The organism is Pedobacter sp. ASV1-7 (assembly GCF_040203335.1).
GTDB lineage: Bacteria > Bacteroidota > Bacteroidia > Sphingobacteriales > Sphingobacteriaceae > Pedobacter.
On the sequence record NZ_JBEHBV010000001.1, the window covers coordinates 14,772 to 38,359 of the forward strand.

The window sequence follows — 23,588 nt, forward strand, 5'->3', positions numbered from 1 at the left end:
TTAAATAAGCATTATTTTTTTCCAGTTGGCGAAAATAAGGGCTTTTAATTCATTAACAGAACAGTTTTTTAAATTTGCTGCCGCCTCATAGATTTCTATGATGCTACAATCTGCATCATCAGTCTCCAGAAAGAAAACATCTATCTCCTTTAATATGGCCGATGCTCCAGAATCAGCTTTTAATATTGCCTTACCGAATGACAGGAAAAACCCTTTGTTAAGCAACTGTCTACCAAGTGTTTTATGTTTATTAAAACCATGAAGTATAAAAGGAATATCAAGTTTCATTTCTTTTTTGACAGCCATTAACTCATCAAAGCACTTCACACAATGTAATATTACCGGCTTATTAATTTCAGCAGCAAAAAGCAGTTGCCTTTTCAAAATGATCAATTGATTTTCCAGTCTTTCTCCTTTAAGCCTATCTAATCCACATTCACCAATCAATTTTACTTGCTGGCTTAGCGCAATTTCAGTCAGACGGGAAAAATCTTCGTCCAAAGACTGCATTGTAGCGAACCAGGGATGCAAACCAACAGAAATCTCTTGATTTTGAGGCAGCACATCAGGTTTATCCTGAGTAAGAGAAAGACTTAATATACTCTTAACCTCAGATTGCTGCCCTTGCTGATGTGTATGAATATCTAAAAATTGCAAACTCTGGAATTAAAGTCCGTCGCCATATTTAAAAAAACTGTTCACTGTTACAGGTAGTTTTCCTGTTGCAATTACCTGGTTCTTGATTACTGATGCTGCCGCTTTCTGCATGAAATCTTCTTTCTGATAAGCAACGACTAAGCCTTTACTTTTCTCCAGACCAGGCAATGCTGCCAGGTTATATGGATTGGCAAATAATGCAAAAACAGCATTACTTAAGGACATATCTTTAATGAACATTTTAAGATCAGCACTAAGCACCATACCATTTCCAGGACGTGTGCGTGTATCATGTATTCCTATAATAATCTGGTCAAAAGCTTTAATATCTCTTAATACCTTTGCAATATTATTTGCAGTTGCATTTTTGTCTAAAGTATAAAACACCGCATTTTTATAGAAATCCCCTAATTCACGTTGAAACAAGGTCACTTGCGGGGTGCCAATACTGATAATTATTGTACGTTTTTCTGGATTTAGCTGCTTAATATTTTCCTTTCCAGTTAACAAAGTCATGGCACCTTCGGAAAGTTGCTGTAATAATACCACACTTTCAGGTCGGTTAACTTCGGCAACAACATTATTTTCATCAATAGACTTTTTAACATTTAAACCCGCCCAATATTTAGCAGTAAGGATCTTTTTTACACTCTGATCGATCTGATCCATGCTTATCCTATCCTCTCTGACCGCTTTACGAACCAATTTAATTGCTCTGGCACTATTTTCAGAAAGCTCTAAAATATCATTACCTGCAATGATTCCCATCACATCCGCTTCACCATCTTTAAAGTTCTTAACCACTCCTTTCATTTCCATCGCATCGGAGATTACAATTCCTTTAAAGCCAAGCTCTTCTTTTAACAGGCCGGTGACTATTGGTTTTGATAATGTAGAAGGCATATTCGGGGTATCATCCAAAGATGGAATATTCATATGTGCAATCATCACTCCTGCAGCACCACCTTTAATCAATTCTTTGAAAGGATAAAGTTCCAGACTATCTAAACGCTCTTTTGTAAACTTTAACTGAGGAAGATCGTAATGCGAATCAACATCAGTATCACCATGGCCAGGAAAGTGTTTAATGCTAACCAGTAAACCACCATCTTGCATTCCATTCATGTATGCTGCGGCTTTAGTTGCCACATTATATTTATTTTCACCAAAAGAACGGAAGTTAATTACCGGATTTTTTGGATTATTATTTACGTCAACATCAGGTGCAAGGTTCATATGCATCCCGATACGTTTATAATCCTTTGCCACTTCCAGTCCCATTTTATAAATCAGGTCTTTATTCTGCACCGCTCCCAGTGCCATTTGATATGGATAAGAAATCGTACTGTCTAAACGCATTCCCAAACCCCATTCACCATCGGAGGTAACCAATAATGGTACCCTGGCCAATGATTGATACTTATTTGTTAGAATAGCTTGTCGTCCTGGTCCCCCTTGAAAGAATACCAGACCGCCCACCCGTTGTCTTCTGATTACTTTTCCTACAGAATCCTGATAAGCTTTACTAAAATTGGTATTAGCCCTTACAAAAAACATTTGAGCAATTTTTTGTCGCTTACTTAAGCGTTTAAATACAGAGTCAACCCATTTATTGGGTTCTTCAAGCGTTTGGAGATACGTTTTCTTTTGTCCAAAGGCAGCAAAAGTGCCTGATATTGAGAATAATCCGATTATAAAAAAATGCCTGATGTTCATTCGTATTGCTAATTATATAATGTTTCAAAGTTAAACAAAAATCTAGCGACTAGATTTAAAGTACTACTTATGCCAACTCACAAGGACGGTATGTTGCCTCTGACCAATTGTATCAAATTTGATACAATTGGTCAGAGGCAACATTAATTTGCTGATAAAAACAAAGCATCAGAAGTTTTTAATCATCAGTAATATAAGTATAATTAAAACCGTTTTTAACGTATTTTTTTCATTTACGGATCAAATTGGCACATTTCTTTCATTTGTACTGACAACAAAAACATACAAATATGAAAAAAGTAATTATTCTGGCCTTAGGCCTATTTGCCGCTAGTGCTACATATGCACAGAGTCCAATTAGATTGGGAGTAAAAGCGGGTGTAAATTTACCAAACATCATAAAGGATGATGGAAACAATGATTTTAAAACAAAAGTAAATACAGGATTTAATGCTGGTGTAACTTTAGATATTAATTTGATTAAAGGGCTTTCATTTACACCAGAGTTACTTTACTCTACTAAAGGCTATAAAGCTGAAACAATGTTCGGAGATTTTACACAAACCACAAGCTTCATTGATATTCCGATCCTGGCAAGTATTAACCTTGGCGGAAGTGGTTTAAATCTTGTTGTAGGACCACAGGTGTCATTCTTGTTATCGACAAAAAATAAATACGAAAATGGCTTTGGATCTGCAGAACAGGAAATCATTGAAGACAAATCGGACAGATTTAAAAAGAGTTTAGTTGGTGGTCTGATTGGCTTCAGATACGATCTTAATGAGCAATTTGATATACATGGTCGTTATGCTTTAGATTTCCAGAAAAATAATGAAGATGGATCAAGAGAAACCCCGGAGTTTAAAAATCAGGTTTTCTCAGTTGGTGTGGGAATAAAATTCTAAAGATTCAGCTCAGAATCAGAACGGGTTGTGCTTAAGGCGCAACCCGTTTTTTTTGTACAAATTAAGAATTAATTTCACATTGCATCTTTTACTTTCGATAATGATTGTTTATACTTACGTTTTATTACACATCATTGCCAATTATAAACTATGAGCAAATTTATTTTATCCTTTGATCAGGGAACAACCAGTTCAAGAGCGATTGTATTTAATAAGGAAGGTGGAATTGTATCTATTGCACAAAAGGAGTTTGAGCAGATTTATCCTCAACCAGGATGGGTGGAACACAATGCCAATGAAATATGGACCACTCAAATATCTGTTGCCACTGAAGCAATTGTAAAAGCTGGCATAACCCCTACCGACATTGCTGCGATCGGAATAACAAACCAACGTGAGACTACGGTTTTATGGGATAAAAAGACCGGAGAGCCTTTATGCAATGCGATTGTATGGCAAGACAGACGAACCTCAGCTTATTGTGATGAACTTAAAGCAAAAGGACTTGCTACAAAAATACAGGAAAAAACAGGGCTTATATTAGATGCTTATTTCTCGGCGACTAAAATAAAATGGATTCTCGACAATGTTGCCGGTGCCCGTGAAAAGGCTGCTGCTGGTGAATTGGCTTTTGGAACTATTGATTCCTGGCTAATCTGGAATCTAACAGACGGCAGAGTGCACATTACTGACGTAAGTAATGCTTCCAGAACAATGATATATAACATTCATACTTTAAGCTGGGATCAGGAGCTGCTTGATCTTTTTGATATTCCTGCAAACATCCTTCCTGAAGTTAAATCTTCGAGTGAGATATATGGAGAAACCACAGGCAATGTACTTGCTGCAAAAATCCCTATTGCAGGAATTGCTGGTGACCAGCAGGCTGCTTTGTTTGGACAAATGTGTACTCAGGTCGGCATGGTAAAAAACACTTATGGTACAGGCTGTTTTATGCTGATGAATATTGGCGATAAACCAATTGTATCAAAAAACAATCTGGTTACAACAATTGGATGGAAAATCAATGGCAAAGTACAATATGCGCTTGAGGGCAGTATATTTATCGGTGGCGCTGTTGTACAATGGTTAAGAGATGGCTTGGGCATCATTAAAAACTCAGCAGAAGTTGAGCAGCTGGCACTTAAAGTTAAAGATACCGGAGGCGTGTATCTGGTACCTGCATTTGCTGGTCTGGGGGCTCCTCATTGGAACCAGGATGCTCGAGGAACCATTACCGGCATTACTCGCGGCACAACCTCATCACATATTGCCAGAGCTGCTGTAGAAAGTATTGCCTTCCAGACTATGGAAGTACTAAAAGCTATGGAAGCAGATTCCGGGTATAGCATTAAGGAATTAAGAGTTGATGGCGGAGCAACAGCTAATGACATGTTGATGCAATTTCAGGCCGATCTGTTGGACACGACAGTAATTCGTCCTAAAGTTACCGAAGTAACAGCATTAGGTGCCGCGTATCTTGCAGGCCTGGCTGTGGGTTATTGGAGCAGCATGGATGACATTAGCGGACAATGGAAAATTGATAAGAATTTTAATGCTGGAGAAGCTGAAAATATCCCTGAGCGAATCAAAGGATGGAATAAAGCTGTTAAAGCTGCAAAGGCTGCAGCAGAGAACTAGTATATTTATAAAAATTAAACTTAGAACACATGTCTCCTTTTTTAGCCGAAATACTCGGCACAATGTTTATGATTTTACTAGGTAACAGCGTGGTTGCCAATATGGTTTTAAAGGGAACCAAAGGAAATGGCGGTGGCTGGATAGTGATTACTACAGCATGGGCATTTGCAGTTTTTGTAGGGGTAGTTATTGCTGGACCTTATAGTGGTGCGCACCTTAACCCTGCGGTAACTATTGGTCTTGCCATTGCTGGAAAATTCAGCTGGGCACTGGCGCCGACTTATATTGCAGGTCAATTTATTGGTGCCATGTTAGGCGCCTTTTTGGTATGGCTACTATTTAAAGATTTTTATGCGGGAACAGAAGATCAAGGAGCGAAACAAGCGACCTTTTGCACAGCACCGGCTATCTCTAATACAGTGTCAAACTTAATCAGTGAGATCATTGGAACCTTTGTCCTCATATTCGTTATATTTCACTTTACGAACGCTGATATGGGGGTAGACAAGAATCCTATCGGGCTTGGTTCCATCGGTGCATTACCGGTAACTTTATTGGTATGGGCTATTGGTTTATCTCTTGGTGGTACAACCGGGTATGCTATTAATCCGGCAAGAGATCTTGGTCCCCGCATTATGCACGCTATATTGCCTGTAGCTGGCAAAGGAGGAAACAACTGGGGTTATGCCTGGATTCCTGTAATTGGCCCGATTATAGGCTGTGCAATTGCTGCTGCGCTTTATATTTGTATCAATAGCTAGTTTATCAAATGATATTAGAAAGGGGCGCAGATCGATGATCTGCGCCCCTTTCTAATACATTATATACTTTACCTACAGAATCTGCATTCTTCTGTACAGCCCGGATCTATAAGCGTCAGAGACAGGAACGATCTTTCGGTTAACGATGAGTGTTCCTCCTTCAATAGTATCAATTTTACTTACATTAACGATAAATGAACGATGTACTCTAACAAAGGTATTTTTAGACAGCTTCTCTTCCACTGATTTTAAAGAAGAATGTATAGAGTAATCTCCATCAGCTACGTTAATCCGAACATAATCGCCCTGTGCTTCCATGTATAGAATATCATTAACCTTAAGTCTCCGTACTATATTTGAATCTCTGATAAACACGAACTCATCATCTTTATCGGTCTGGTTCAAGCTTTTGGTCAGCAACATCCGTTTTGCTTTCTCTACAGCTATCAAAAAGCGCGCAGGAGTAACTGGTTTGATCAGGAAATCTACCACGTTTAAATCAAATGCTTCTGCTGCATAATCTGTTGTCGAAGTAGTAAAAATAACCATTGGCCTTTTATCCCCTAAGCTTTTAACCAGATCAATGCCACTCATATCTGGCATCTCGATATCAAGAAATAAGAGATCTGCACTATTTGTCTGCAATTGCTCATATGCCGTTAAAGCATCAACACATTCGCCTACCACAGTAAGGCCAGAGGCCATACTAATGAGTTTTTTCATAACAGTAAGCGCTATAATATTATCATCAACTACTAAGCAATTCATTTGGATTTGGGAATGATTACTCTAAAATAGCCATTATAGCGATAAAATTATATCTAATCACTGTACTGAATAAACTGAACAGCGAACCTTAATGTACTTGATTCTGACTCTTATTTAGCTTATGATAGTAAATATAAGACACTGCAAGTACTACAAAAACGACAAGCGGGAAGATTGCCTGTCCGCCAAAACCATCCACAGCCCAATGACTAATAGATGCAAAAATAAAGTCGAATCCAAAACCTGCATACACCCATTCTTTTACACGCCCTTTAATCTGAGGAATAACAAGCGCTATTGAACCTGCTACTTTAAAAACAACAAGTGCAACACCAAAGTATTCAGGATATCCGAGATGTCTGATACCCTCTTTAGCCATTTCTGTTTGTGATGTAAATGCTGGCATTACACCTTCAAACAAAAAAATTAGTATTGTAGCTACCCAAAAGATGATTTTTTCTTTTTTCATTATAGTGTGGTTTTACTGGTTAAATTATAATATAAAATTATAGTCTATACCTGAATATGAGAAGAAGAAAAACGACAATTTCAGGGGGTACCTGCGACATCATTAAAACAAATAAAGCCCAACAATGTTGGGCTTTAAATTCAGCGGAGAGTGAGAGATTAACATCTATGCAATTCCCTGTTAGTTACATTTAGCAAAAATAGACTACAAATACTCTAATAGGCCATATTACTAAATACAACAAAATTAAACTTAACGCCTATATCAGAAAATCTACTACCTAATCTACTACCTATTCCTAAAATCAATATATTTGGTAAGGTTTCAAAATAGCGATAGATGAAAGGAACAGTTAACATCCATTTGAGGATAGATAAGACATTAAAGAATGGCAAAACACCCATTCAATTAGTTTATTCGGTAAGCAATCAACGCAAGTATTATAATACCGGAGAAAAGATTTATAAGGAGTATTGGAATAGTTCCGCTCAAAAGAGTTTTTACATACCAATTCGGGAAGCAAAAAAGCTATTGCCAAATATCAGCCCTGACCTCTTGATGACAGAATCTGAAATAGATGAAATTAATGACAATCTAGCCGAGATAGTTAGAGGAATAGATAACCATGAGAAAGATTATATTAGAAAAGACGCTCCGTTTTCCTCTCAAATGATTATTGAGCTATTAAAAGCTGATAAAAATCCATCTGTAAAAAAAGAAGAGCCAAATAATTACGTATTTGATTTTATAGACCAGTATATCAGTGACAATTCCGCCACAAGGGTCAAAGGATCTCTATCTGTATATAAATCATTAAAAGAACACCTAAAAGCCTACGAGACCGCGAAAAGGACTAGAATTACATTTAACCTCATAGACTATAAGTTCTTTCAATCTTTTCAGAATTTCCTTATCGAGAGAACCAAAACAAACAAAGCAGGAGAAATAAGCAGCCTATTAAACAACACAACAATAGCCAAAGCACTAAGCACACTCAAAACTTTCTTAGGATATGCCAAGCATCATGGTATACTAATTAGCGACAGCTATAAAAGTTTTAAGATAAAGCGGGAAACCCTCGAGGTTATCGCATTAACAGAGCAAGAATTTGAAACCTTATATAGCCTTGATTTAAGCGACAATAAAAGATTAGCACAAGTAAGGGATGTGTTTTGTTTTTCATGCGCCACAGGGCTTCGTTATAGCGATTTAAGCCAACTAAACAGAGAACACATCAAAGCCTCTGAAATTGACTTAACAGTAACTAAGACAAAAGAAAAAATATCAATCCCTTTATCCCATTACTCTGAAACTATATTAAATAAATACAAAGATTTACACAAGCCATTACCTGTTATTAGCTCCCAAAATATGAACATCTATATTAAGGAGCTTTGCAAAGAAGCCGGAATTAATGACGAAATAGAAATCGTTCGTTTTAGAGGCTCTAAGCGGGAAGCTATAGTTTACCCCAAACACGAACTAATAACGATCCACACAGGGCGCAAAACCTTTGTAACACTATCTTTAGAAAAAGGTATGAGCACAGAAGAAGTGATGTCAATATCCGGCCACTCTGATTATAGAAGCTTTAAGCGGTACGTCAAAGTAACAGAACAACGTAAAAAAGTTGTAATGTTAAAGGCATGGCGTGCTCCAGAACCAAAATTAAAAGTTGTTTAGAGTTCTTACCTGTTAAATAATACGATGTCCGAAACCTCTAAAGAACTATTTGATTCATTTTTACAAATGAATCATGGTATCCCTTTAACACTTAGTATATGCCAAGAAAAATATTTTGATATTTATTCTGATGGTGGTGTTCCTCCAATAAAAAATTACGAGTTAGAAAAAATCATCTTATTTGTAAACGGGGGATATTATGAAAATCTATTAAAAGTGACAGATGATTGTATCGAAGAAATTGATCAAAACATTTTTCAGCTTTCAGATGAAATTTTAGAGAGATACTTATGCCACATTTCAAATAGACTTCGTAAAGTTTTAGACGAATTAGAACTTGTTAGCTATTTCAAGAAAATCAGGAATAGAGAAATTGACAGGATTAAGTTTGACTCTTTAACACCGATACCAAGGGCGAATTTTTTATGTATAGGCCTATTTTATGTCGCGATTGATGACTGTATAAACTGCTATCATAAAGTGTTTAATTTTATCGATCAAAGGAAATTAGAATTATACGAATTTACAGATTATAAAGGGGATAGTGTCCCTTTAGTTGTTGGATTAACCCATAGGGAGCATGCTCTTATTTATAAATATAAAGCAGATACAGGAATCATAAGCCCAAATTCCTTCAATGGCACTGAAATTCAAAAGAAATTTGGCGCCAAACGTAAACAGGCCTTCTATAGTATCTGGGATAAAAAAGGCAAAACTTACAAAGCACCTACCATACGTGAATTAGAAAACATCCTACCTCATTTAAAAAAATATGGGAATGCCTACAAGGCTGCTGAAAATGATTTGGTCAAAATAAAGGACTATTAAACTGAAAATGCAAATCGTACCCCCGGTACATACCCGGTATTTTTAAATAATGCCTGTAATTGTCTATTCTTTTGTGCTTGATTAATAATTAAGCACATGGAAAATTTATTTTTAACATCATTAACGACACCAGAAGTAAGAGAGCTTTTTAGAAAGGAATTAGAAACCTATTTTGGAAATCAAAGCATTTCTACCCCACCTAAAAATGAACCACCTATTACCACAAAACAACTTTGTGAATTTTTAGGTATAACTGAACCAACTGTAATAAGATGGCGTAAGAAAGGCAAAATACCTTTTATGCAAATAGGTTCCTCAATTAGGTTTGATGTAGCTGCGGTTTTAGCCTCTTTAGAAGTGAAAAACAAAAAGAAAGGGCTAACTAAATGAACAAACATCTGATTAGCCCTTTAAAATCCTTTAACGCAATTAAAGATACGAAAAACCAACAATTTGTCCAAGTGAGTTATAATGCAATGCTCCAGACTGATGTACGACGGAATTAAGGTCAGCATTCGGGACGAGGCACTTGTAGAGAAATTGCGAAACAATGATTTATTGAAATTTAATCAGCATTGTTACATCCCTACCGCTGAAGTTACCAGTTACACGTCAAAATATGGGGGCTTAAATTTTGAATTATTTTCTTCTTCCAGAGTTACCATCAATGGAAGTCTGCATAAATATTACAATAATGGCAATAATCACGATGATTTTTCTATGCAGAAACTTAAATATACTCTAATGAGGCTTTCAGATGAGTTTGGTGTAGACCCTAATACAGCTCGTTTAAACAATCTAGAGTTTGGAGTGAACATTAATACCTCTTTTAGTCCAAATGCCTTCTTGAATGATTTACAGAGCTATAAATGGCAACCATTCAATATGATGTCAGTAAAAGGTAAGGGCTATGGTAAAGAATGTTTCCATTTTAGGCAATATGGTTTGAAAATTTACAACAAAGGGCTGCAATACGGCTTACCCAAAAACACATTGAGAATTGAAAAGAAAATAATAACAATGTGCGCATTAAAGCGTGGGCATTTGTACTTGTCTGACTTAACAAATCCCGAGCTTTGGACACACTGTAAGGACGAGTTAATAGAATTACTGGATCACACAATAATAAATGAGCCTGTAAATTCAAAAGAGTTCACCAAAAATGAGCAAAGAATTTATAACGCTGTTATCAACCAATCCAATTGGGTAAATTTTACTAGAGACAAAAAAGCTAGATACAAAAAGAGCTTTAACCAGATCATATCTGATTATGGTACACAAAATTATCGTGCTAGTATCCTGGATTTAGTGACTACAAAGTGTGATGAATTGTTAGTGTAAAACTGCATACGATTTAACAGTATATATAAATGATTAAAACGTATGCAGTTTAGGCTTAGATAGAAAGCAAGCCCATAGTATGCATCTTATATTTCATAGATAATATCGAATAAATGTACATACTAGGTGATATAAATGCCCATAGTTGTAGTCCAAACCTACTAAACAAATTATGAATAAATACATGTAAAACCCATTCGTAGCTAGTAAATAGAATGTCAGCAATGTTAATCCCCAAAGGATAAAGTTATGTCCAATTGTCAAAAAGAAAATTCTAATCAAATTACTGAGATTAACATAATTATTAATCAAACCTATTACAAAATTGATGCTCATTGAAACCCCAAGGATATATTTCAATGAGATTATAAATGGTGGAGTAGATCATGCACAAACACATTGCAATAAACATTAACATGATTGGAAAAGTCAAATATGGATTATCAAATCTATAAGTGTTTGCGATTGCAAATCATTCAACTTCTCTATCAATATCTATTTTTCATATTTCTTGGTTTTTTTTATACATCCCATTTTGGGAGAGAAACTAAAGTGTAAAAGGGCTATTTTATATAAAAATCAATTAAATCAGCCTTAAACTCAATTAATATGGGAGAGGTTATTGTGTTAATCACTTGTTCATATGAATTTTCTCCACTTTCTTCTTTATCATAGATAAAACTATTATTTGGTTCATGCGGTTGAATATAACTTGGTCTAATAATAAATGTCCCATACCTATTAAATTTGCCATCTTTAGTTTCCAAGTCTAATCTGTTAAACTGTTCTTCGTTAATACTAATTTTGGCATAGATCACATGGTCAACGTTTTTCCCTAATCCGTACACCAATACAATTTTTGTACTATCAGTTTCTAATTGATAAACGTCCTTAATAAAACCTTTAAATGAAACAACTTTATTTAAGAGTTCCGATTTGTAGCTTATTGTATATTCACCTGATCCAACCCAATCAGATAATGCTTTGTATTTCTTTTCCAATAGGACAGAACTCTCTTCTTCAAGATCAGATTTTGTAGTCTTTTTGCATGAGCAACCGTAAATTTCAAACACTAAGCAAATCAGAACAATAAATTTTAAAACTTTCATTTTTATGGTTAGGTTAAGTGTAAAACTTCAAATGTCTTATGTAAATAGGAAGCACTAGGTGTGCAAGTTATCAGCGTAGAACTGCGTACGATTTCACATTATATATAAATGATTAAAAAGTATGCATTTTTAAGCTAAAAAACGAATACCTCCAAGTTGATAGGTTACTTTTTAAAAGGACTCTTAAAAAAATTTCCTAACACCCCAATGTAAAACACTTTACGAGGAGACACATTTTTCCCACTCAAAAACCGCTTTATTTGAGCTTCAGTTAACTTTTCATTTGAATAAACAGAAAATATTATGCCATTAAAATCTCTTCCAGCACCACTACTATCGTCCTCATGCAAATAAGACATAAACGAAGACCTTGAAGGATTTGTGAATATCAATATTCCTACTATAGCTAATGTGATATAATGTTTTCTTCTAAAATTAAGATTCTGCATAATACATATCTCTAATACTAATAGCCTGTTTTGTGGCCTTAATAATATCGTAAGTCAAAACTATTGATAAAAATGCAATTACAAATGCAGTAAGTCCGGTTAGGAAAGAATCAACGACAATAGAATTCCAAAAAACGAACAAAAACCAAATTAAGTTTGTTATGGAGAAAAGAGAGGCAACCCATGAAGCAAATATTAGATTGGGGCATATGATAGAGATAAGTCCAATTAATGCATGAGATAACGTACTGAAAAGACTAATACAAATTTTAATTAATGTCAACCCCAAAATAATCAATAAAAACCAAAATAACATCCAATGTAATTTACTGGCAAAGTATTCTATTGTACCAACCAGAGTTCTCATTAACCACCCGTAAGCTAAGTAAATTAACGATATTGACATGAAGCTTACTATCACATATAACAAAGACCTCGATAAGTTAACCAAGCTTTTCATTTAATTTAATTTAGATAAGCCTTTAGTTCCAACAAGGCGTTTAAATAGAGAAGCGTGGAACCGAACAGTACCCGCTTTAGAGGCTCTGGAAAAGCCCTTGCAACAAGATAAGTCAGCCCACGCTTTGGCGTGGACGTTAAGACCTATATTCCCTGCTGCAATTAAAATTTTCCAGATTTCTAAAGCATGAATAAAGCTAACGCCTCTATGATATTTTAGTTAATAGTATTTCTGTTTTGTCTTTTCTATAAATTTTATTTCAATTGTAAATGTATACACAATTTGTAAATAACCAATGAGTAAAAAAATCATATATAATATGCGAGTAGAAACAAACTAAAATGAGAAGCCCTTCAAACTTATACTGCATTCTGTATTACAATAAGATGATAGCTAATCAAAGACATAACCCCTGATTAGCAAAGAGGTGAAAAAACACAAGTTTATTAGAGGTTTAAAATCATGTATATTCTCTGCTAGAATACTAAGCGAAAAACCACATAAAATTCCACTATTGTATTTGTGGTATAGCGCTTTAAACTAAGTGTTTATCCTAATAAATTGGGGTATAATATATTAGTGCCATTAAAATTAAAGCAACCAGTAGAATAGTAAGGCGGCACCATAAAAAACTAAAAAAATTTTACATACCCCTACACCAATGATTACCCCTTATGCTTTGGGTGCCATGCATTCTAAAATAGATCGATTTACTAAAGGTGGGGAGGCCTATATATTAATTAGAGATGTATATGCAAATAGGCAAAGTGTTGTCTCCACGAATTAAATCAATTGTGCACATCTAAGATTTTACACAGTATAAACCAGACTACAGGCATTTACTCATAGTAATATCCTGTTTTCACAATCTCCAAATCTACTACCCAATCTACTACCTATTTAATCATTAAACACAAAAAAGCCTGTTAGGATTAACTAAACAGGCTTTTCTTCCTTTAGATGGCGGAGAGTGAGAGATTCGAACTCTCGATACCCTTTTGGAGTATACACACTTTCCAGGCGTGCTCCTTCGACCACTCGGACAACTCTCCGTTTTGCGGATTGCAAAAGTAGAAAAAATATTGAATGCTAAGGAATATTAATCAATAACAGTAACTTTCAACATATTTGTCTTCCCTTTACGTTCCATCGGAATAGCCGCAGTGTTGATGATTACATCGCCACTTTTAATTAGTTTCTTTGCTTTAAGCAAATTGTTTACGTCCTGAATCGTTTCGTCAGTACTTTCAAACTTATCATAATAGAAGCCTTGAACACCCCATAACAAGCTTAGGCTATTTAATAAACTTCTGTTACTTGTAAAGATGTATGTATGTGCTTTTGGTCTGTGACTAGAAATTTCAAATGCTGTATAGCCACTTAAAGTCATAGATACAATACCTGCAGCATTAGTTTGTTTAGATAAGAAACAGGCTGTATCACAAACTGCATCACTTAAAAAACTTTCAGCTTTAGGTTTCAAAAATTTCTCTGGATGGAATGGATAATTATTCTGTTCTATATTCTGGATAATCTTTTGCATAGTCTCAATAACGATCAATGGGAATTCTCCAACAGAAGTTTCTCCACTAAGCATTACAGCATCAGCACCATCAAGAACAGAGTTCGCTACGTCATTCACCTCAGCACGTGTAGGCCTAGGTGTAGTAATCATACTTTCCAACATTTGAGTAGCAACAATTACAGGTTTAGAAGCTGCACGACATTTCTGAACGATCATTTTTTGTAACAGAGGAACTTCTTCCATTGGCATTTCGACCCCAAGATCACCACGAGCAACCATAATACCATCTGAAACTGCGATAATTTCATCAATATTTGCAATAGCTTCTGGTTTTTCAATCTTAGCAATTACACGGGCACTTTTACCCCTTTCTTTGATAACATCTTTTAATTCGATAATATCCTCAGCATTACGTACAAAAGAAAGACCGATCCATTCTACATCGTTTTCGAGAACAAACTCAAGATTTTTACGATCTTCAATAGTTAGAGAAGGGATAGAAACTTTTGTATTGGGTAGGTTTACACCTTTTCTTGAAGTCAGGATTCCACCATGAACAACCTCACATACAACTTCGTCTTCAAGGTTCGTTTCAATAACACGCATCTGCAGTTTGCCGTCATCCAAAAGGATAATTTCACCCGCTTTAACGTCTTTTGGAAATGATTCATATGTGATATAGATCCGCTCTTCATTACCCACACATTCCTTAGTCGTAATTATTGTCTTAGCCCCATTAACAAGCTGTATACCACCATCCTTAACAATACCAATTCTAATTTTAGGGCCTTGCAAATCGGCAAGAATTCCTACATTATAATTGTGTTTTTCATTAAGGGTCCTAATGGTATCCAGAACTTCCTGGTGATCTGCCTGTGAACCGTGAGAAAAATTCAAACGGCAAACATCCAGTCCGGCATTGAACATACTATATAAAACATCTGGTTTTGCTGAGGCGGGGCCTAAAGTGGCTACGATTTTTGTTCTTGAATGAAATGGTTTCATTGAGTTATTTTAATTTTATTACAGACCAACAAAATAAGCATCTATAAATAAAAAAAACCGACACCAGTCTAATTTATTAATTTATCTGTTTGGTTATGTAAATTCAAATATAGTGTATTTTATACACCTTTAAATATAAATTTTACATTACTAAATTCTCTTTCGATTTCAATTTAGACGGATCTATTTGCGCAGCAACCTGAATATCAGGGAGTTTATTAAGGCCCACCAAAATATAATTCAAATCTTCTTTGTCAATATACTGATGAATAACCATAAAAAAATCAACCTTATTCATCTCCGGAATTAAAAATCCTTCTGCATTTCGATTATTAATAATGTAATATTCAATCTCTCCCTGCTCTACAAAAAAATAATATTTTGAGAAAGAAAGAGGTTCTTCATCAATATTAAAGTAAACTTCATGGTCATCGATCTTTTCAAAATCAAAGTTTAGTCTTGTATTAATTTGATGACACAATACATAATCTTTTAAAGATGCAGTAATAGCAATTAACACAAAATCCAGATCTAACGAAAGTTTTAAGTAAGTTTTGTTCAAAACAGAATATTTTACGGAAATACGAAATTATAAAACTAATTTTACATTGATGTTCAAAATAAAAACATTAAAATTGGCAGAGAAATAAAAACATTTGAAATGTGTAAATATTTATTTTTCTTTGCACTGAATTATTTAACCATTAAATTATAACATTATGTCTGATATTGCTTCAAGAGTTAAGGCTATTATCGTTGAAAAATTAGGTGTGGATGAAAACGAAGTTACACCAGAAGCTTCTTTCACTAACGACTTGGGTGCGGATTCTTTGGATACAGTAGAACTTATTATGGAGTTTGAAAAAGAATTCAATGTAGCAATCCCTGATGATCAGGCTGAGACCATTGGTACAGTTGGTCAAGCAATTGCTTACTTAGAGAAAAACGTTAAGTAAAAATACGGTTCCCGTATAATCCGTATAAATGGAATTAAAAAGAGTAGTAGTTACAGGGTTAGGTGCGCTCACTCCAATCGGCAATACCATTCCAGAATTTTGGGATGGTTTGGTTAATGGGGTGAGTGGTGCCGGCCCTATTACCGGTTTTGACACTTCAAAGTTCAAGACAAAATTTGCATGCGAGCTTAAAAACTTCAATGCTGAAGATTTTTTAGATAAAAAAGAAGCCCGCAAATTAGACCCATTTGTTCAATATGCGATCGTTTCGACTGATGAGGCTGTAAAAGACGGTAATTTCGACTTTTCCCAATTAGATACCAATCGTATTGGTGTAATCTGGGGTTCTGGTATTGGCGGTTTTAAAACGTTTCAGGATGAAATGAAGAACTTCTTTTTAGGCGATGGTACGCCACGCATAAATCCGTTCTTTATTCCAAAAGTAATTATTGACATTGTTCCCGGGCATATTTCCATAAAGTATGGACTTAGAGGCCCTAACTTCGCTACAGTTTCTGCTTGTGCGTCGTCTACTAATGCCATGATTGATGCTTACAACTATATTCGTTTGAATATGTGTGATGTAATTATCAGTGGTGGTTCTGAGGCAATCATAAATGAAGCTGGGATTGGCGGATTTAATGCTATGCATGCCCTTTCAACAAGAAATGACGATCCTAAAACTGCTTCCAGACCGTTTGATAAAGACCGTGATGGTTTTGTTGCCGGAGAAGGAGCTGGAACAATCATTTTGGAAGAGCTTGAGCACGCTAAAAAACGCGGAGCGAAGATCTATGCTGAATTAGTTGGCGGAGGAATGAGTGCTGATGCGAATCATATTACGGCCCCACATCCTCAGGGACTTGGTGCGAGAATGGTAATGCAAAATGCCTTAAACGATGCCGGTCTAAGCACATCAGACATTGATTACATCAACGTTCATGGGACCTCAACCCCACTTGGAGATATCTCTGAAAGCAGGGCAATTGTGGACCTGTTTGGCGAAAATGCTTACAAGTTGAATATTAGTTCAACAAAATCAATGACAGGTCACTTATTAGGTGCTGCGGGTGCAATTGAAGCTATTGCTGCAATTCTTGCAGTGAAGAACGATATTGTTCCACCTACAATTAATCATTTCAATGACGACCCTGAATGTGATCCAAAATTAAATTTCACGTTTAATAAGGCGCAAAAACGCACCATCCGTGCTGCTCAAAGTAACACCTTTGGCTTTGGTGGTCATAATGCGTCTGTGATTTTCAAAAAATACGAAGAATAAGTCGCTTTATGTAGGAAGCTACAGTATGTTGCTTCCTTTAATTTTTTAATATTTAATGCCATTATTTGATCTGTATAAGCTTTACCTGTCACCAGATAAAGTCTTTATAAGAAAATTGAAAAACATTTTAGGCTTCGTGCCTGGAAATGCTATTTTGTATAAAATGGCATTCAGGCACAGGTCTGTGGCTAAGATTTTAAAGAATGGAACCAGGAGCAGTAATGAGCGTCTTGAATTTCTAGGTGATGCTGTATTAGGTTCTGTAATTGCTGAATTACTATTCAAAAACTACCCATACAAGGAAGAAGGATTTCTTACAGAAATGCGTTCAAAAATTGTAAATCGTGCAAATCTAAATCAACTGGCTCGTAAAATGGGTTTTGATCAACTCATTGTTTTTGATCAAAAAGCAGTGAATGTTCAGACCAAACATCATTCTATGCTTGGGGATGCATTTGAAGCACTCATCGGAGCTATCTATCTTGATAAAGGGTATAACTTTACTAAAGATTTCCTTCACAAAAGAATTGTAAAGCCATATATTGACATCAATACCCTTGAACAGACTGAAACCAATTTTAAGAGTAAACTCATTGAATGGTGTCAACGTCATGGCAAGGATATTTCCTTTGATATGGTTGAAAATGGAGAGGGAGAAAGCAGTAAATTATTTACCATTCAAGCTGTTATTGAAGGAGAAAGCTATGGAATAGGAAGAGATTACAATAAGAAAAATGCAGAAAAATTAGCTGCAGAAAAAACTTGCGAAGCCCTTTCAATCTAATACTTTTTATCTTTTCGAAGGGTATCTGTATACTTTTTGTAGGAGTCTCTGATATATTTTATGGCATCATATTGTGCCCAGTTTTTAGCCTTTTCATATTCAGGCCGGTAATCTAACATGAATTTTTCCAGATCCTCTCCTTTCAGATCTGTATTATTTTGGATTAAATACTCATTAAAGAATCCGTCTATCTTCGTTTGTTGTAATTCTGTCTCATAGTATCGACCAAATCTTCTTGCATTCTTTGGAGTCTTTCCAATCAGCTCATATACTGCTGTTAAAGGCTTAAATAGAAAGGCTAGAAAAGGTGGCTTACCTTGATAAAATGAACCTTTATTCTTGTAATCTCGTTTAAGTTCCTGTAATTCCTGTTTCTTTGACTGCCCGCTTATATCCACTTGCCTTAACATCCGCCCTCTTTCCAGATAAATAAGCTGGTCCTTACTCCCGGTAACAATTATCTCTGCATCAGAATAATCTCTTTTAGTTACTAAAATTGTATCACCAGTAAGGACTTTAATCTGATATATACCTAAATTATTGCTAATAACTTTAAACCCTGATCGCTTATTTGTCAGTTCTGCCCCTGCTAGCCTATTTAATGTTCCTTTCTCAAATACAGCTCCGCCTAATACAAACTCTTGAGCTCTAGCCACAGGAATAACCAACAGGACAGCCATCGAAAACAATAAAATACTTAAAGAATTAAACTTCATTTCAGGTAAATATTGATGTAAAACTAACCATTGTTTATCAATTACCTTAGTTAAAAAAAGTTAAATGGCTAGGAAAAGCCAAGAAATTATATCTTTGCACATGATAAAATCAATGACAGGATATGGCCTGGCCTCTACAGATCATCAAAATGTAAAATTTGCGGTAGAGATAAAATCCCTAAACAGTAAGTTTTTAGAACTGAATCTGAAATTACCTAAAGCCTTTTCGGATAAGGAATTACTGTTACGCAATATTTGCAGTAAAGAGATAGAACGTGGAAAAGTAAGTGTTTCTATAAATATTGAACGAGGAGAAGAGGCTTTGAAAGGAGCTACAATCAACGCAACGTTATTGAGTAAGTATTATAAAGAACTGGAAGAGATCAATATCAATTTAGGAGCAAATTCAAACAATCTATTACAGGCAGTTCTTAATTTCCCAGATGTAATCAGTTATGTAGAAGATGAAGTAAGTGAAAATGATTGGACTATTTTAAATAATACTTTCACTAAAGCACTTGAAAATTTCAATAATTTCAGGGAGACTGAAGGATATGTTTTAAAAGCAGATCTGGAGCTTAGAATTAAAAATATTCTTAGCTTTTTTAGTCAGATTGAAGTGTTGGAACCACTTAGAATCCCACAAATTAAAAGTCGCCTGAACCAGTTTTTAGAAGACAATGTTGGCAAAATCAATGTTGATCAGAATCGTTTAGAACAGGAATTGATCTACTACATAGATAAATTAGATATTACAGAAGAAAAGATCCGCTTAAGAAGTCATTGTGATTATTTCATTGATACTTTAAAAAGCAAAGATGCCAATGGTAAAAAACTTGGGTTCATTTCTCAGGAAATAGGCCGTGAAATCAATACAATGGGAGCAAAAGCAAATGATGCACAAATTCAGCAGCTTGTTGTTGGTATGAAAGAGGAGCTTGAAAAGATTAAAGAACAACTATTAAACGTTTTGTAAGTACAAATGAAACAAGGTAAACTAATTATATTTTCTGCACCTTCCGGAGCAGGTAAAACTACTATCGTTAAACATTTGCTTACGAAGTTCCCTTCATTAAGTTTCTCTATATCAGCGACGACCCGTGAATCCCGAGGTGATGAAAAAAATGAAAAGGATTATTATTTCATTTCTAAAGAAGATTTTCTACACAGGGTTGCGCTTCATGAATTCGTAGAATTTGAAGAAGTATACAGTGGCACATTCTATGGCACCTTAAGATCTGAGATTCAACGTATTTGGGATAACAATCAACATGTTATATTTGATATTGATGTAGAAGGTGGTTTGCGTTTAAAACGTAAATACGAAGAAGAAGCATTGGCTATATTTGTACAACCTCCATCTTTAGAAGTCCTAAAAGAGCGTTTAACCGGTAGAGGTACTGATAGTGAAGAGAAACTTCAGGAACGCTTTAAAAAGGCAGAAAAAGAATTGGCTTATGCTGATAAATTTGATGTAATACTGAAAAACTTCGACTTACAGACAGCTTGTCTAGAAGCAGAGAAATTAGTTGGAGATTTCTTAAAAAAGTAACCCGATTGACAGATGAAAACCGGACTTTTCTTTGGCTCTTTTAATCCCATACATATTGGCCATTTAATTATAGCAAATTATATGGCTGGTTTTTCAGGCTTAAAGGAAGTATGGCTTGTGGTCTCTCCACATAATCCTTTAAAAAATAAAAGCAGCCTTTCCAATATGTATGACAGGCTGGAAATGGCCAGGCTGGCTACTGAAACATCTGAGCAGATTAAAGTCAGTGATATTGAATTTAATCTGCCTCAACCTTCCTATACAATAGATACTTTGGCCTATTTACAGGAGAAATACCCTTGTAAAGAATTCGCATTAATTATGGGGGCAGACAACCTGACTTCCTTTAAAAAATGGAAAAATTACGAAGTAATTTTAAAGAATTACCAAATCTATGTTTATCCTAGACCGGGCATCGACGTATCAGAATGGATTAACCATCCTTCCGTTATCATTACTCAGACCCCACAAATGGATATATCGTCAACATTCATTCGAAAAGGAATTGCTGCAGGAAAAAACGTACAATACTTTGTTCCTGATAATGTCTTGTCATTTATTGACAGCAAAAACATGTATCGTTAAGTTCTATAAATCAAAAATATAGTTGGCTTCTTATGAAGATCAATACGTTCCTGACGCCATTGTCCTACAGACATAGTTTTAACAAATTCATCTTCTCCGGTTAGGTTACAGGCAACACAAAGCAGTGTTTGAGCCGCTGTATTTTTCAGAATATCTTCAAAAAGATGATTATTACGGAAAGGGGTCTCAATAAACATTTGCGTCTGTTTATTCTTTTGTGCCAAAGCTTCTAACTCCTTAATTCTTTTCCCTCTTTCTACTTTATCAATAGGCAAATAACCATTAAAGGTAAAGCTCTGCCCATTAAAACCTGAAGCCATAAGTGCCAGCAGGATGGAACTTGGCCCCACAAGGGGCACCACTTTAATTCCGCGTTTATGAGCTTCCAGAATAACTTCGGCTCCAGGATCAGCTATCCCCGGACAACCTGCCTCACTCATCAACCCTACATCTTTGCCTGTCATCAGCTCTTTAAAGTAGGGCACCATAGACTCATTACGCTTATGTTTCCCATAATCATGAATAACAAGCTCACTTTGAGGTATTTTTATTCCAGCCTCCTTAAGAAACTTTCTTGCTGTTTTCTCATTTTCAACAATATATGTGTTTATAGAATTAATGGTATCACCCAAAAAAATAGTAAAAGATTTTTGAGCAGCATTATCTGCCAGCGGAACAGGAATTAAAAACAGTGTACCTTTTGTCATTCTGAATTATGATTTTAAATAACAAAAATAGCAGAATTATTTGCGCTAAAGCACATAATCCCTTATATAAATAGTGTTACAGGTATGCCATCTTAACAAATTATTACGTTATTATCATCAAGAAAACAATAGTTGTATAGTGCCAGTTTAATTAAAATTGCCACATAAATCTATTAAACAAATTTTATTTGGCGACAAAACAACACTGCATTGTAATATTTTAGCAGACATATTAAACTTTTTACAAGTTTTGGAACTCAAATTGATAGAATAAAAACGTTAGGTAAATTTAATACACACAAAATGAAAAACATGATCAAATTACCGGCTATTCTGCTTGGGCTACTGCTCATGCTAACCGGAAGCACACAAAAAGCTGTAGCTCAAGACGATGACATATCACTACAGTCGTTTTACGATGAGCTATCTCCTTACGGAACCTGGATTCAGGATCCTCAATACGGCTACGTATGGAGACCAGATGTAGAACAAAGCGACTTCAGACCTTATTACACAAATGGCCGTTGGGCTATGACTGAATATGGAAATACCTGGGTATCTAATTATGATTGGGGCTGGGCTCCTTTCCATTACGGAAGATGGGTATACAACCGCTACAGTCAATGGGTTTGGATTCCTGATACAACATGGGGACCAGCATGGGTAAGCTGGAGAACTGGTGGTGGATATTATGGATGGGCACCGATGGGACCTGGAATGAATGTAAATATTAACTTTAACATTCCGGATCTATGGTGGGTATTTGTTCCTCAAAGGAATATTTATTACGATAGTTTCCCTAGGTATTATTCCCGCAGGAATGTCACTATCATTCATAATACCACAATCATCAACAATACTTATGTAAATAACAGACGTTCATATTATACTGGTCCCAGAGCAGATGATATTAGACGTGCAACAAGACAAGATGTAAGAGTTTACAATGTAAACAATACAACCAGACCAAGTAGGAGCAATATCAGTGGTAACAACTTAAATATCTATACACCCAGACCAAGCAGAGGTAATACGAATGTAAATGCTAGGCCTAGAGAAGCAATAAGAGGTGAAGGTTATACTACTGCAAGGCCGGATAGAAATTCAAGTGGAAACTCTAATTATCGTCCTTCAAGAGGAGATAATCAAGGGAATAATAATAATAATAATACGGGGAATATGAGACCTTCAAGAGAAAATAGACCTAATGTTAACTCTGGATCAGAAGCAGGCAGACCAACGTTTGATAACAATTCAAGACCTTCAAGAACAGAGTCTCGTGATCGTACAGGGAATCAATCTGGAAGACCTGAAAGAGTAAGTACACCGAGAGAAACACCTGCCCAAAGGCCTGAACAAAATCCGACATTCCCTCAGCAACAACCTGAACGTAGAGAAAGATCAGACCGTAGTAATGAGAGAACCACACGTCCTGAACGTGCGCAACGGCCCGAAATGCCAACACAGCAGTCTAGGCCAATGCAACCTCAACGTCAGGAAAGCAGACCAGCCCCTATGCAGAGGCCACAAATGCAAAGACCTGAGCGTGCCCCTCAAAGTGTACAACCTTCAAGAAGTAGCGAAGGGAGAGGTCACCAAGGTGGAGGAAGATCAGAAAATTCAAGACCTAGTCGTGGCGAAAGAGGTTAATAAACCATGCTAATTCTGGAAAGCCGGCGATTATAATCG

General features: G+C 35.7%; 24 protein-coding genes and 1 tRNA gene. 14 read left to right on the plus strand and 11 right to left on the minus strand.

Going from position 1 to position 23,588, the window contains the following annotated elements; translation table 11 throughout:
* Window positions 1-657, minus strand: a complete 657-nt coding sequence (locus ABDJ41_RS00050; RefSeq protein WP_349783619.1) for a TatD family hydrolase — start codon at window positions 655-657, stop codon at window positions 1-3.
* A gap of 9 nt (window positions 658-666) precedes the next feature.
* Entirely contained in the window at window positions 667-2,373 is a 1,707-nt protein-coding gene (locus tag ABDJ41_RS00055) for a glycoside hydrolase family 3 protein (RefSeq protein WP_349783620.1), read from the minus strand.
* A 290-nt stretch (window positions 2,374-2,663) separates the two neighbouring features.
* Between ABDJ41_RS00055 and ABDJ41_RS00060 the strand changes: the two genes are divergently transcribed.
* The 3 genes from ABDJ41_RS00060 (at window position 2,664) to ABDJ41_RS00070 (ending at window position 5,680) form a co-directional block, all read left to right on the plus strand.
* A complete protein-coding gene (locus ABDJ41_RS00060) occupies window positions 2,664-3,278 on the plus strand; it encodes a porin family protein (RefSeq protein ID WP_349783621.1) in 615 nt (204 codons plus the stop codon).
* A gap of 150 nt (window positions 3,279-3,428) precedes the next feature.
* On the plus strand, window positions 3,429-4,919 hold the full coding sequence (glpK, locus tag ABDJ41_RS00065; RefSeq protein ID WP_349783622.1) for a glycerol kinase GlpK: 1,491 nt from the start codon (window positions 3,429-3,431) through the stop codon (window positions 4,917-4,919).
* A 29-nt stretch (window positions 4,920-4,948) separates the two neighbouring features.
* Window positions 4,949-5,680, plus strand: coding sequence for an MIP/aquaporin family protein (locus tag ABDJ41_RS00070; protein WP_349783623.1), 732 nt, complete (start codon window positions 4,949-4,951; stop codon window positions 5,678-5,680).
* Window positions 5,681-5,752: 72 nt separating this feature from the next.
* Here ABDJ41_RS00070 and ABDJ41_RS00075 read toward each other — a convergent pair whose 3' ends face one another.
* Together ABDJ41_RS00075 and ABDJ41_RS00080 are read right to left on the minus strand one after the other, a co-directional pair.
* Entirely contained in the window at window positions 5,753-6,448 is a 696-nt protein-coding gene (locus ABDJ41_RS00075) for a LytR/AlgR family response regulator transcription factor (protein WP_349783624.1), read from the minus strand.
* Between the two features lie 88 nt (window positions 6,449-6,536).
* Window positions 6,537-6,917 (minus strand): DoxX family protein, encoded by a 381-nt coding sequence (locus ABDJ41_RS00080; protein ID WP_349783625.1) that lies wholly within the window; start codon window positions 6,915-6,917, stop codon window positions 6,537-6,539.
* A gap of 339 nt (window positions 6,918-7,256) precedes the next feature.
* Here ABDJ41_RS00080 and ABDJ41_RS00085 point away from each other — a divergent pair, with 339 nt between their 5' ends.
* From ABDJ41_RS00085 to ABDJ41_RS00100, 4 genes are all read left to right on the plus strand, one after another.
* Window positions 7,257-8,600 (plus strand): site-specific integrase, encoded by a 1,344-nt coding sequence (locus ABDJ41_RS00085; protein ID WP_349783627.1) that lies wholly within the window; start codon window positions 7,257-7,259, stop codon window positions 8,598-8,600.
* Between the two features lie 24 nt (window positions 8,601-8,624).
* Window positions 8,625-9,428 (plus strand): hypothetical protein, encoded by an 804-nt coding sequence (locus ABDJ41_RS00090; RefSeq protein WP_349783628.1) that lies wholly within the window; start codon window positions 8,625-8,627, stop codon window positions 9,426-9,428.
* 96 nt (window positions 9,429-9,524) lie between these two features.
* Window positions 9,525-9,818, plus strand: coding sequence for a helix-turn-helix domain-containing protein (locus ABDJ41_RS00095; RefSeq protein ID WP_349783629.1), 294 nt, complete (start codon window positions 9,525-9,527; stop codon window positions 9,816-9,818).
* A gap of 81 nt (window positions 9,819-9,899) precedes the next feature.
* Window positions 9,900-10,769, plus strand: a complete 870-nt coding sequence (locus ABDJ41_RS00100) for a hypothetical protein (RefSeq protein WP_349783631.1) — start codon at window positions 9,900-9,902, stop codon at window positions 10,767-10,769.
* 563 nt (window positions 10,770-11,332) lie between these two features.
* Here ABDJ41_RS00100 and ABDJ41_RS00105 read toward each other — a convergent pair.
* The 5 genes from ABDJ41_RS00105 to ABDJ41_RS00125 all read right to left on the minus strand — a co-directional run bounded on the left by ABDJ41_RS00105 (window position 11,333) and on the right by ABDJ41_RS00125 (window position 15,879).
* A complete protein-coding gene (locus ABDJ41_RS00105) occupies window positions 11,333-11,878 on the minus strand; it encodes a hypothetical protein (RefSeq protein WP_349783632.1) in 546 nt (181 codons plus the stop codon).
* A gap of 164 nt (window positions 11,879-12,042) precedes the next feature.
* Entirely contained in the window at window positions 12,043-12,327 is a 285-nt protein-coding gene (locus ABDJ41_RS00110) for a hypothetical protein (protein WP_349783633.1), read from the minus strand.
* A gap of 1,421 nt (window positions 12,328-13,748) precedes the next feature.
* Window positions 13,749-13,839, minus strand: a tRNA-Ser gene (locus ABDJ41_RS00115).
* 47 nt (window positions 13,840-13,886) lie between these two features.
* Complete coding sequence (pyk, locus tag ABDJ41_RS00120) at window positions 13,887-15,317, minus strand: pyruvate kinase (RefSeq protein WP_349783635.1); 1,431 nt, start codon at window positions 15,315-15,317, stop codon at window positions 13,887-13,889.
* A gap of 142 nt (window positions 15,318-15,459) precedes the next feature.
* On the minus strand, window positions 15,460-15,879 hold the full coding sequence (locus ABDJ41_RS00125; RefSeq protein ID WP_349783636.1) for an IPExxxVDY family protein: 420 nt from the start codon (window positions 15,877-15,879) through the stop codon (window positions 15,460-15,462).
* Window positions 15,880-16,036: 157 nt separating this feature from the next.
* Between ABDJ41_RS00125 and ABDJ41_RS00130 the strand changes: the two genes are divergently transcribed.
* From ABDJ41_RS00130 to rnc, 3 genes are read left to right on the plus strand one after another with little or no spacing between them, the layout of a single operon-like run.
* A complete protein-coding gene (locus ABDJ41_RS00130) occupies window positions 16,037-16,273 on the plus strand; it encodes an acyl carrier protein (RefSeq protein ID WP_008241990.1) in 237 nt (78 codons plus the stop codon).
* Between the two features lie 28 nt (window positions 16,274-16,301).
* Window positions 16,302-17,555: a beta-ketoacyl-ACP synthase II gene (fabF, locus tag ABDJ41_RS00135; protein WP_349783637.1), complete on the plus strand. Its 1,254-nt coding sequence runs from the start codon at window positions 16,302-16,304 to the stop codon at window positions 17,553-17,555.
* A gap of 55 nt (window positions 17,556-17,610) precedes the next feature.
* Window positions 17,611-18,339 carry a ribonuclease III gene (gene rnc / locus ABDJ41_RS00140; protein ID WP_349783639.1) on the plus strand — a complete coding sequence of 243 codons (729 nt, stop codon included), beginning with the start codon at window positions 17,611-17,613 and terminating at the stop codon, window positions 18,337-18,339.
* Here the strand turns inward: rnc and ABDJ41_RS00145 are convergent.
* Window positions 18,336-19,055 (minus strand): hypothetical protein, encoded by a 720-nt coding sequence (locus ABDJ41_RS00145; protein ID WP_349783640.1) that lies wholly within the window; start codon window positions 19,053-19,055, stop codon window positions 18,336-18,338. The genes rnc and ABDJ41_RS00145 overlap by 4 nt on opposite strands.
* 112 nt (window positions 19,056-19,167) lie before the next feature.
* Here ABDJ41_RS00145 and ABDJ41_RS00150 point away from each other — a divergent pair, with 112 nt between their 5' ends.
* From ABDJ41_RS00150 to nadD, 3 genes are read left to right on the plus strand one after another with little or no spacing between them, the layout of a single operon-like run.
* Window positions 19,168-20,031: a YicC/YloC family endoribonuclease gene (locus ABDJ41_RS00150; protein WP_349784719.1), complete on the plus strand. Its 864-nt coding sequence runs from the start codon at window positions 19,168-19,170 to the stop codon at window positions 20,029-20,031.
* Window positions 20,032-20,037: 6 nt separating this feature from the next.
* On the plus strand, window positions 20,038-20,607 hold the full coding sequence (gene gmk, locus ABDJ41_RS00155) for a guanylate kinase (RefSeq protein ID WP_349783642.1): 570 nt from the start codon (window positions 20,038-20,040) through the stop codon (window positions 20,605-20,607).
* A gap of 12 nt (window positions 20,608-20,619) precedes the next feature.
* On the plus strand, window positions 20,620-21,192 hold the full coding sequence (gene nadD / locus ABDJ41_RS00160) for a nicotinate (nicotinamide) nucleotide adenylyltransferase (protein ID WP_349783644.1): 573 nt from the start codon (window positions 20,620-20,622) through the stop codon (window positions 21,190-21,192).
* On the opposite strand, the gene ABDJ41_RS00165 is transcribed toward nadD, so the two are convergent.
* Window positions 21,189-21,899: an SAM-dependent methyltransferase gene (locus tag ABDJ41_RS00165; protein ID WP_349783646.1), complete on the minus strand. Its 711-nt coding sequence runs from the start codon at window positions 21,897-21,899 to the stop codon at window positions 21,189-21,191. The two genes, nadD and ABDJ41_RS00165, sit on opposite strands and share 4 nt — an antisense overlap.
* 312 nt (window positions 21,900-22,211) lie before the next feature.
* On the opposite strand from ABDJ41_RS00165, the gene ABDJ41_RS00170 reads away from it, so the two are divergent.
* Window positions 22,212-23,549 carry a DUF6600 domain-containing protein gene (locus tag ABDJ41_RS00170; protein ID WP_349783647.1) on the plus strand — a complete coding sequence of 446 codons (1,338 nt, stop codon included), beginning with the start codon at window positions 22,212-22,214 and terminating at the stop codon, window positions 23,547-23,549.
* The last annotated feature ends 39 nt before the right edge of the window (window positions 23,550-23,588 follow it).

Excerpts from the sequence above, each read along its gene's own strand:
- ABDJ41_RS00055 (WP_349783620.1), bottom strand. The coding sequence starts at position 2,373 with ATGAACATCAGGCATTTTTTTATAATCGGATTATTCTCAATATCAGGC.
- ABDJ41_RS00060 (WP_349783621.1), top strand. The coding sequence starts at position 2,664 with ATGAAAAAAGTAATTATTCTGGCCTTAGGCCTATTTGCCGCTAGTGCT.
- glpK (WP_349783622.1), top strand. The coding sequence starts at position 3,429 with ATGAGCAAATTTATTTTATCCTTTGATCAGGGAACAACCAGTTCAAGA.
- ABDJ41_RS00070 (WP_349783623.1), top strand. The coding sequence starts at position 4,949 with ATGTCTCCTTTTTTAGCCGAAATACTCGGCACAATGTTTATGATTTTA.
- ABDJ41_RS00075 (WP_349783624.1), bottom strand. The coding sequence starts at position 6,448 with ATGAATTGCTTAGTAGTTGATGATAATATTATAGCGCTTACTGTTATG.
- ABDJ41_RS00080 (WP_349783625.1), bottom strand. The coding sequence starts at position 6,917 with ATGAAAAAAGAAAAAATCATCTTTTGGGTAGCTACAATACTAATTTTT.
- ABDJ41_RS00085 (WP_349783627.1), top strand. The coding sequence starts at position 7,257 with ATGAAAGGAACAGTTAACATCCATTTGAGGATAGATAAGACATTAAAG.
- ABDJ41_RS00090 (WP_349783628.1), top strand. The coding sequence starts at position 8,625 with ATGTCCGAAACCTCTAAAGAACTATTTGATTCATTTTTACAAATGAAT.
- ABDJ41_RS00095 (WP_349783629.1), top strand. The coding sequence starts at position 9,525 with ATGGAAAATTTATTTTTAACATCATTAACGACACCAGAAGTAAGAGAG.
- ABDJ41_RS00100 (WP_349783631.1), top strand. The coding sequence starts at position 9,900 with ATGCAATGCTCCAGACTGATGTACGACGGAATTAAGGTCAGCATTCGG.
- ABDJ41_RS00105 (WP_349783632.1), bottom strand. The coding sequence starts at position 11,878 with ATGAAAGTTTTAAAATTTATTGTTCTGATTTGCTTAGTGTTTGAAATT.
- ABDJ41_RS00110 (WP_349783633.1), bottom strand. The coding sequence starts at position 12,327 with ATGCAGAATCTTAATTTTAGAAGAAAACATTATATCACATTAGCTATA.
- pyk (WP_349783635.1), bottom strand. The coding sequence starts at position 15,317 with ATGAAACCATTTCATTCAAGAACAAAAATCGTAGCCACTTTAGGCCCC.
- ABDJ41_RS00130 (WP_008241990.1), top strand. The coding sequence starts at position 16,037 with ATGTCTGATATTGCTTCAAGAGTTAAGGCTATTATCGTTGAAAAATTA.
- fabF (WP_349783637.1), top strand. The coding sequence starts at position 16,302 with ATGGAATTAAAAAGAGTAGTAGTTACAGGGTTAGGTGCGCTCACTCCA.
- rnc (WP_349783639.1), top strand. The coding sequence starts at position 17,611 with ATGCCATTATTTGATCTGTATAAGCTTTACCTGTCACCAGATAAAGTC.
- ABDJ41_RS00145 (WP_349783640.1), bottom strand. The coding sequence starts at position 19,055 with ATGAAGTTTAATTCTTTAAGTATTTTATTGTTTTCGATGGCTGTCCTG.
- ABDJ41_RS00150 (WP_349784719.1), top strand. The coding sequence starts at position 19,168 with ATGACAGGATATGGCCTGGCCTCTACAGATCATCAAAATGTAAAATTT.
- gmk (WP_349783642.1), top strand. The coding sequence starts at position 20,038 with ATGAAACAAGGTAAACTAATTATATTTTCTGCACCTTCCGGAGCAGGT.
- nadD (WP_349783644.1), top strand. The coding sequence starts at position 20,620 with ATGAAAACCGGACTTTTCTTTGGCTCTTTTAATCCCATACATATTGGC.
- ABDJ41_RS00165 (WP_349783646.1), bottom strand. The coding sequence starts at position 21,899 with ATGACAAAAGGTACACTGTTTTTAATTCCTGTTCCGCTGGCAGATAAT.
- ABDJ41_RS00170 (WP_349783647.1), top strand. The coding sequence starts at position 22,212 with ATGATCAAATTACCGGCTATTCTGCTTGGGCTACTGCTCATGCTAACC.